At 69.0% G+C, this 6737-nt stretch carries 5 protein-coding genes and 1 pseudogene; 1 reads left to right on the top strand and 5 read right to left on the bottom strand.

Annotation, left to right across the window (positions count from 1 at the left end):
* The 5 genes from I5G_RS01935 to I5G_RS01915 form a co-directional block, all read right to left on the bottom strand.
* Window positions 1–1505, bottom strand: a 1505-nt coding sequence (locus I5G_RS01935) for a beta-galactosidase family protein (protein WP_022877549.1), incomplete at its 3' end; no start/stop codon positions are given.
* A 13-nt stretch (window positions 1506–1518) separates the two neighbouring features.
* Complete coding sequence (locus tag I5G_RS01930) at window positions 1519–3036, bottom strand: alpha-N-arabinofuranosidase (RefSeq protein ID WP_022877548.1); 1518 nt, start codon at window positions 3034–3036, stop codon at window positions 1519–1521.
* 75 nt (window positions 3037–3111) lie between these two features.
* Complete coding sequence (locus I5G_RS01925) at window positions 3112–4464, bottom strand: sugar ABC transporter substrate-binding protein (RefSeq protein WP_022877547.1); 1353 nt, start codon at window positions 4462–4464, stop codon at window positions 3112–3114.
* 82 nt (window positions 4465–4546) lie between these two features.
* Window positions 4547–5356 (bottom strand): carbohydrate ABC transporter permease, encoded by an 810-nt coding sequence (locus I5G_RS01920; protein WP_051038574.1) that lies wholly within the window; start codon window positions 5354–5356, stop codon window positions 4547–4549.
* A gap of 122 nt (window positions 5357–5478) precedes the next feature.
* On the bottom strand, window positions 5479–6402 hold the full coding sequence (locus I5G_RS01915; RefSeq protein ID WP_022877545.1) for a carbohydrate ABC transporter permease: 924 nt from the start codon (window positions 6400–6402) through the stop codon (window positions 5479–5481).
* A gap of 125 nt (window positions 6403–6527) precedes the next feature.
* Between I5G_RS01915 and I5G_RS24295 the strand changes: the two are divergent.
* Window positions 6528–6737, top strand: a pseudogene (locus tag I5G_RS24295) (LacI family DNA-binding transcriptional regulator); the annotation flags it as partial.

Raw genomic sequence — 6737 nt, 5'->3', positions numbered from 1 at the left:
AACAGGTCGGCGGGCGCGTCGAGCTCGAACGTTCCGCGCAGGAGCGCGCGGCCGAGCGCGCCGGTACCCGTGCCCGCGCCCGACCCGAGGTCGATCGGCGTCGCCGTCCAGCCGGTCAGCGGGGCGCCGTCGAGCGTCGCACCGCCGATCAGGCCCTTCTCCTCACCGAGGCGGTGGCCGTAGTTCACGCGGCCCTGGTCCTCGACGAGCACCGTGAGGCGGGACCCCGCCGGGAGCGCCAGTGCACGCTCGTGCAGCGTGCGGGAGAGGCGCCCGACGAACACGCCGTCCACATGCACCCACGCGAGGTCGCGGACCTCGCCGAACGCGAGCACGGCCGGAGCCTCCGCGGGGAGCGCGACGTCGTACCGCACGAGGGCGCCGAGGTGTCCGAGCTGTTCGAAGGTCTGCGGGTCGAAGGTCGACTCGGAGCCCGTGGATGCCGGCATCCAGTCGCCCTCTCCCGAGAGCGCCACGTCGAACACCGGCGCATCCGGCCGCGACGCGGGCTCGAGGTCGGGCACGGGGGCGTACTTCGCGATGACGTCGCGGAAGGCGTGGAACTTCGCGGTCGGGTGCCCGGCCTCGTCGATCGGCGCGTCGTAGTCGTACGACGTGACGATGGGGTCGAACCGGCCCTTGTCGTTCGCGCCGTTCGTCGTGCCGAAGTTCGTCCCGCCGTGCACCATGTAGATGTTCACGGACGCGCCCGCCGCGAGCAGCACGTCGAGGTCGTGGGCGGATGCCGCGGGGTCGGTGGTGTGGTGGATGCTGCCCCACCAGTCGAACCAACCGTCCCAGAACTCCGAGCACATGAGCGGACCGGTGGGCTGGTGCTCGCGCAGGGTCTCGAGGCGCTCGGCGGAGCGGGAGCCGAACGAACCGGTGAGGTGCAGCTCCGGCAGGCTGCCGTTCTCGAGCATCCACGGCATCGGCTGGTCGACGGTCGTGAGCGGCACCGTGATCCCGGCGTCGCGCGTGACCCGCACGAGCTCGCGCAAGTAGTCCTTGTCGGACCCGTAGGCGCCGTACTCGTTCTCGATCTGGACCAGCACGACGTTGCCGCCGCGGTCGATCTGCCGCGGGACGACGATCTCGTACACGCGCTCCAGGTACTCGGTGACGGCCGCGAGGTACTGCGGCTCCGAGCGGCGCAGGCCGATGCCCGGCGTCGACGTGAGCCACACGGGCAGACCGCCGTTGTGCCATTCGGCGCAGATGTAGGGGCCGGGACGCACGATCACGTGCAGACCCTCGGCGGCGACGAGGTCGAGGAAGCGTCCGAGGTCGTTCCAGCCCGTGGCATCCCATTCCCCGCGCACCGGCTCGTGCGCGTTCCACGCGACGTACGTCTCGATGGTGTTGAGCCCCATCGCCTTGGCCGTGCGGATGCGGTCGGCCCAGTGCTCGGGGTGGATGCGGAAGTAGTGCAGCGTTCCGGAGATGACCTGGAAGGGTTCGCCGTCCAGGAGGAAGTCGGTCTCGCCGATGGTGAAGGTGGTCACGTTCTCTCTCGGGTCAGGAGGCCAGCTGGACCCGCACGCGGGCCCACGCGAGCGGGGGAAGGGTGAAGCGCAGGATGCCGTCGGCCACCTCGACCGGTAGATCCGCCGGTGCGACGGGCTCGGCGTCGGCGGAGTTGGTGGTGGTGCGGTCGCCGCCCTCGGGGATGGTGATCACGACGGCCTCGGCGGATGCCACGGCGCCGAGGCCGAGCTCGATCTCCGTCGCTGCGTCGAGCGAGCGGTGGGCGAGGAACACGTGCGCGACATCGCCGTCGACGGTGGCGATCGCGTCCACCGCGTCGACTTCGCCGTGGCGGGCCGTGGAGATGCGCTCGCCGCGGACGTCGACGGGGATGACGCGGCCGATCGCGGCCTCGGCCGTGAGACGGAAGGGGTGGAACGTCGTCTGCCGCCACGCGGGTCCGCCGTCGGGCTCGGTGCGGATCGGGGCGATGACGTTGACGAGCTGCGCGAGGTTCGCCATCGAGACGCGGTCGGCGCGGCGCAGGAGCGTGATGAGGAGGGAGCCGACGACGACGGCGTCGGTCACGGTGTAGTCGTCCTCGATGAGGCGCGGCGCGATCGGCCAGTCGCCCGTGAAGACGCGGGGCTTGTCGACCTCGTTCCAGCGCGTCTGGTTCCAGACGTTCCACTCGTCGACGCTGATGCCGACGGGCGCACCGTCGGGCGTGCGGGCATCGACCTCGTCGATGATGTCGACGACCTCGCCGATGTAGCGGTCGAGGGCGGCGCCGCTGGCGAGGAAGCTCGCCGGGTCGGTGGGGTCCTCTTCGTAGTAGGCGTGCACCGAGATGTGGTCGACCAGGCCCGCGGTGTGCCGCAGCACCGTGCGCTCCCACTCGCCGAACGTGGGCATCTCGTGGTTGGAGCTGCCCGCGGCCACCAGCTCGACCGTCGGGTCGATGAACCGCATCATGCGCGCGGTCTCGGCGGCGAGGCGTCCGTACTCGTCGGCGGTCTTGTGCCCGATCTGCCACGGGCCGTCCATCTCGTTCCCGAGGCACCAGAGGCGGATGCCGAACGGTTCGTCGCGTCCGTTCGCCCGGCGGCGGTCGCTCAGCGCCGTGCCGGACGGGTGGTTCGCGTACTCGAGCAGATCGGCGGCCTCGGCGACGCCGCGGGTACCGAGATTCACCGCCTCCATGACCTCGAGGCCCGCGGCATCCGCCCAGTCGGCGAACTCGTGCAGACCCACCTGGTTGGTCTCGGTGCTGTGCCAGGCGGCATCCAGTCGTACCGGACGATCCTCGCGCGGCCCGACGCCGTCCTCCCAGCGGTAGCCCGAGACGAAGTTGCCGCCCGGGTAGCGCACCACGGTCGCGCCGAGCTCGCGCACGAGGGCGAGTACGTCGGAGCGGAAGCCGGCCGCGTCGGCGCTGGCGTGTCCGGGCGAATGGATGCCGTCGTACACGCAGCGGCCCATGTGCTCGACGAACGTTCCGAACAGGCGGCGAGGCACCTCGGGGCCGGGCTGGCGCGGGTCGAGCGAGATGCGGGTGGGGGAGGTCATGCGGGCTCTCCTGGAGCGGGAAGGGAAGGAAAGGGGCGGNCCGCTCGAACTGCGGCCCGCCCCCGGTTCATCGACTTACTTGTTGACCGTGAAGCCCTGGTCGTTGCCGTACTGCACGAGCTGGTCCTGCCAGGTCGAGAGACCCTTGTTCAGGTCGCCCTTCGTGGCGTAGGCCTGGCCCACGGTGTCGCCGTAGATGCTGTTGGCGTAGACCTGGAAGGGGAGGTAGCTCCAGCCCTTCACGACGTCGCTCGACGCCTGCGTCAGGATCTGGTTGATCTGCTGACCGCCGAAGTAGTCCGACTTCTGGTCGACGAACGACGGGTCGCTCAGCTGCGCCGTGGTCGAGGGGAAGCCGCCCGACTCCGCGAAGATCTTCAGGCTCTCGTCGTCGTTGTTCAGCCACTTGAGGAAGCCCGCGGCCAGAGCCGGGTTCTTGCTCTGCTTCGTCACGGCCTGGCCACCGCCGCCGTTCTCCGCCGTGGCCGGCTTGCCGTCGTACGTCGGGATCGGGGCGACGGCCCACTTGCCCGCGCCGTCCTTCACGGACGACTCGAGCACACCCGGCATCCAGGCGCCGATGACGAGCGACGCGATCGAGCCGTCACCGAGGCCCTTGAACCACTCGTCGCTCCAGCTCGGGGTGTCCGACAGCAGGCCGCCGTCGATGAGGCGGTTCCAGTTGTCGGCGAACTTCTTCGAACCGGCATCCTGCAGGTCGATCGTCACGTTCGTGCCGTCGGCCTTGAAGGGGGTGCCGCCGGCCTGCCAGATCATGCTGGTGGTGAAGCCGGAGTCGCCGGTGTCGGCGGTGATGTACTTCGTCGGGTCGGCCGCGTGCAGCTTCTGCGCCGCCGCGTAGTACTCGTCCCACGTGGTGGGGACGGCGATGCCGTACTGGTCGAAGACCGACTTGTTGTAGAAGAGGGCCATGGGGCCCGAGTCCTGCGGGAGGCCGTAGATCTTGCCGTCGAAGTCGACCGAGCTCCAGGGGCCGGCGCTGTACGCGCTCTCCAGGTCGCCGAAGCCGTACGGGGCGAGGTCGAGCAGCGAGTCCGACAGGGCGAACTGCGGGAACGCGTAGTACTCGATCTGCACGACGTCGGGGGCGCCCGAGCCGGCCTTGATCGCGTTCTGGAGCTTGGTGTACTCCTCGGTGTTGGTGCCCGCGTTGACGAGGTTGACCTTCACCTTGGGGTACTTCTTCTGGAAGGCCGCGACCTGCGCCTCGGCCGAGGGCGTCCACGACCAGTACGTGATCTCGCCGCCCTCCTGGAGCGCCTTCTCGATGTCGTCGGCGCTGCCGCCGTTGCTGCCGCCGCCCGTGCCGCCGCCGGAGCAGGCGGTCAGTGCGCCCACCGTGAGCGCGGTCGCTGCCACGGCGAACACGGCCCGCCGGGCGGCGGTGCCCTTGCGCATGAATGTCATCGGGATTCCTTCACTTCGTTGTTGTGGATGGGTGATGCGGTTTCCGGGGCAGGACGCTCCGGGTTCGGGAGGGAGTCGAGGGTCACTGCTTGACGCTTCCGGCGCTGAGGCCGGACTGCCAGAAGCGCTGCAGGACGAGGAAGGCGGCGACGATCGGGATCAGCGAGAGCAGGGCCCCGGTGATCACGAGGTTGTAGATCGGCTGGGCGCCGACGCCGGTGGCCTGCGCGTTCCACTGGTTGAGGCCGACCGTGAGGGGGTACCAGGCCGGGTCGCTCAGCATGATGAGCGGCAGGAAGTAGTTGTTCCACGTCGCGACGACGGCGAACAGCAGCACGGTCACGATGCCGGGGGTCAGCAGGCGGATCGAGATGGTGAAGAACGTGCGGAACTCGCCCGCACCGTCCATGCGCGCCGCCTCGAGCAACTCGGTGGGGATGGCATCCGTCGCGTACACCCAGATGAGGTACAGGCCGAACGGGCTGATGAGCGACGGGATGATGATCGCCCACGGGGTGTTCGTAAGGCCCAGCTGGCTGAACAGCAGGAAGGTGGGCACCGCGAGTGCGGTCCCGGGGACGGCGATCGCGCCGAGCACGACGGCGAACACCGCCTTGCGGCCGCGGAAGTTGTACTTGGCGAGACCGTATCCGGCGAGCGTCGCGAGCAGCGTCGCACCTCCGGCGCCGACGACGACGTACAGCAGGGTGTTGCCGAGCCAGCGGAGGAAGATGCCGTCGCGGTAGGTGAGCGTCTGCGCGATGTTGTCGAACAGCGCGAAGGTGTTGCCCGGGCCGAGGCCGAACGTGGTGAACAGGTCGGGCTGCGTCTTGGTCGCGTTGATGATGAGCCAGAACAGCGGCACGAGCGTGTACACGAGGTACAGCGCCATGACGATGGTGAGCACGACCGACTTCTTGCTCTGCGTCGGCGACGTGCGGGCGAAGCCGCGGCGCGAACGCGAGCGGGACGTGGTCACGGCCACGGTGTCGGTGCGGGGAGCGGTCGCGGTGGTCATCGCGCCTCCTGACGAGAGCCGCGCAGCTGCACGACGTAGGCGATGACGGCGGTGATGACGCCCATGATGATCGCGACCGTGGCCGCGTAGTTGTACTGCTGACCCGCGAACGACAGGTTGTACGCGTACATGTTCGGCGTGAAGAACGTCGTGATCGTGTTCGGGGCCAGGGGCTTGAGGATGTTCGGCTCGTTGAACAGCTGGAAGCTGCCGATGATCGAGAAGATCGTCGCGATCACGACGGCGCCGCGCACGGCCGGGATCTTGATCGAGAAGATCGTCCGCCAGGCGCCGGCACCGTCGATGGATGCCGCTTCGTACAGCTCGCCGGGAATCGTCTTCAGCGACGAGTAGAAGATCAGCATGTTGTAGCCGACGAACTGCCACGTGACGATGTTGCCGATCGACAGCAGCATCCATTCGGGAAGGAACGGCTGGACGAACGTGCCGCCGAGCAGGTCGTTGAGGTTGCGCGTGAGGCCGAACTGGTCGCCGTAGATGTAGCCCCACATGAGCACTGCGACGACGGCGGGGACGGCGTACGGCAGGAAGATGACGATGCGGTAGAAGCCCGCGGCGTGGAGCCGCGCGCTGTCGATCGCGAGCGCGGCCGCCAGGGCGAGCAGGAGCATGATCGGCACCTGCACGACGAGGAAGAGCGAGACGCGGCCCAGGCCGTCCCAGAACTTCGGGTCGTTGAAGGCGGCGATGTAGTTCGCGAAACCGACGAACGCGTTGCCGCCGACGAGCTGGTCGCGGAAGAGGCTCAGGTACACCGAGTACACGAGCGGCGCGAGGAACACCAGCGCGAACACGATCGCGAACGGAGCGACGAACAGCCAGCCGCGATCATCGATTCGGGTGCGCCGCCGGTGCCGGGGGGCGCGCAGTGCGGGCGGGGGTGCCGCGGTGGTCGTCATCGTCCGATTGCCTCTTCGTTGGTGCGCATCTCGGTCGGGTCGCTGAGATGTTGACGTAAACATAACCGGAGGCCGCTAGCATGTCAACGTCAACATCCGAGGGGGCAGACGTGAGCGAGACGACGATGACGTCGACCACGGCGGGGAAGCGCGGGCGGCGCCGCGAAGTCTCGATGGCGGACGTCGCCGCCGCGGCGGGAGTGTCGGGGCAGACGGTGTCGCGCGTCGCCAACGACCGCTCGAACGTCGATTCCCGAGACGCGTCAGCGCGTGCTCGACGCCATGGCCTCGCTCGGCTACCGCCCCAACAGCGCCGCCCGCGCGCTGCGGTCGGG

Origin of the sequence: Microbacterium sp. B19, assembly GCF_000333395.1 — a bacterium.
Lineage (GTDB): Bacteria > Actinomycetota > Actinomycetes > Actinomycetales > Microbacteriaceae > Microbacterium.
This window is presented reverse-complemented; position numbering and strand designations above follow the sequence as displayed.